At 41.6% G+C, this 1,568-nt stretch carries 3 protein-coding genes; all 3 read right to left on the bottom strand.

The features are described 5' to 3' along the window. Positions 1 to 108, bottom strand: a 108-nt coding sequence (locus AC1DSE_RS35105; protein WP_477529105.1) for a thioredoxin family protein, incomplete at its 3' end; no start/stop codon positions are given. A 37-nt stretch (positions 109 to 145) separates the two neighbouring features. Further along, entirely contained in the window at positions 146 to 568 is a 423-nt protein-coding gene (locus tag AC1DSE_RS35100; protein WP_441883203.1) for an RrF2 family transcriptional regulator, read from the bottom strand. 43 nt (positions 569 to 611) lie between these two features. Further along, on the bottom strand, positions 612 to 1,514 hold the full coding sequence (locus tag AC1DSE_RS35095; RefSeq protein ID WP_441883205.1) for an NAD(P)/FAD-dependent oxidoreductase: 903 nt from the start codon (positions 1,512 to 1,514) through the stop codon (positions 612 to 614). Between the last annotated feature and the right edge of the window lie 54 nt (positions 1,515 to 1,568).

Genomic DNA, 1,568 nt, shown 5'->3' with positions numbered 1-1,568 from the left:
AAACATAAGACATGGCCCACACCAAGGTGCCCAGAAATTAACTATGGTTAGCCCCTCCTTTTGAATTTCATTTTTTAGTGTTGTATCCGTTGCATGTATAATTGTCATGGTTATGTCTTCCTCTCCAGTTGGATGTTAGATTTTTCTAATTTGAATTGCTTAAGCTGCTTATCATGTCAGTTGCTTTAATTTCCTTTAAGTATGAAATGGTACATTCATCAACTTCTAGCATCAATTTCGCTAAGTTTTCATTTATAGATGTTGTCCAATGACAGAATGTAACGGTTTGGCTTTTCTTTACCTCTCTTACTGCATCGTAAACATCAGCCAGTGTTATATCTGATTCAGGATGTTTTAGTTTATATCCACCGTCTTGTCCTTCCTTAGCTTCAACCATCCCAGCTTTCAGCAATGTGGACATGATTTTTCGTAAATAAGCCGCATGGACATTCAGCTGTTGCGCCATTTCTGAGCTAGTCAACGTTCCGCCTTGCTCTGTAAGAAGCAAGATGACACATAAAGCTGCCCGAAATTTTGAAGACCCAATCAAATGATTTTTTATTTGCAAATAGCGCTCCCTCTTTCCGTATTGTGACTTCATTTAAGTTTCGTTAAATGAAGTCTTCCTCTGCCAACTCCAAATTTACGCTCATCGCTATTCGACTGCCGTCTGCCGCAGCAAAAACCAATTGGGAGGGCATAAAATAGGAAGCATCACCAGCGATATAAAGACCGGGTATTGAGGTTTTCCCCTTTCCATCCGTTTGAATTCCTCCCAACTCCGTTTTATCACAGCCCAATTGTTCTCCGAACCGCGTGCTTGAAATAAACTTAGGAGTAACGAAACCACCAGCTCTTTCGATGGTAGTTCCATCTGAGAAACGAATATGCTCAAGCTTCCCATTTTGTCCGACGAATGCTGCAATGGGCTGCTCCATGATTACGATCCCCTTTCGTTGGAGCTGTTTTTTTTGTTCGTTCGACAGGTTTTCATTCCCGTTTGTACAGACAACTAAATCCTTGCTCCAATTGAGAAGCAGCTTCACTGTATGAAAAACAGTCGGATATTCCGAAACAACGACAAGCGGCTGATCGCGTAGCTCCCAGCCGTCGCAATATGGGCAATTAAACAAGCTTTTTCCATAAAGCGGGTAAAAGCCTTCGATCTCGGGAAATATTTCTTTTACTCCTGTTGCCAAGATCAATTTACGTGTATGAATGCGAAATCCAGATGAATCAATAAGCTCAAATCCGGCTTCAATTTTACTGACAGAAATCACCTCAGCTTGCCTATGATCGACTGTTGGATAACTCAGCACCTCTTCATAAGCAATGCGGCGAAACTCAGCTGGTGTAACGCGATCCCTTGTTATAAAGCCATGCGATGTATGAGTAACAGCATTTCTTGGACGATTGTTGTCGATCAAAGCAACGCTTCTCCTTGCCCTGCCAAGCATAAGTGCGGCATTTAACCCTGCTGGTCCTCCGCCAATAATGGCACAATCATAATTCATGTAGCTCATCTCCTACTAATGGGATATTAAAGACTCATTATATCTATAATAAAG

The sequence above is a fragment of the Paenibacillus sp. 01L418 genome (assembly GCF_056400045.1).
Note: the sequence above shows the minus strand (reverse complement) of the source record. Positions and strands in the feature narration are given on the sequence as shown.

What these genes read in the sequence shown, in the direction of transcription:
- AC1DSE_RS35095 (WP_441883205.1), bottom strand. Translation starts at nt 1,514, where the DNA reads ATGAATTATGATTGTGCCATTATTGGCGGAGGACCAGCAGGGTTAAAT.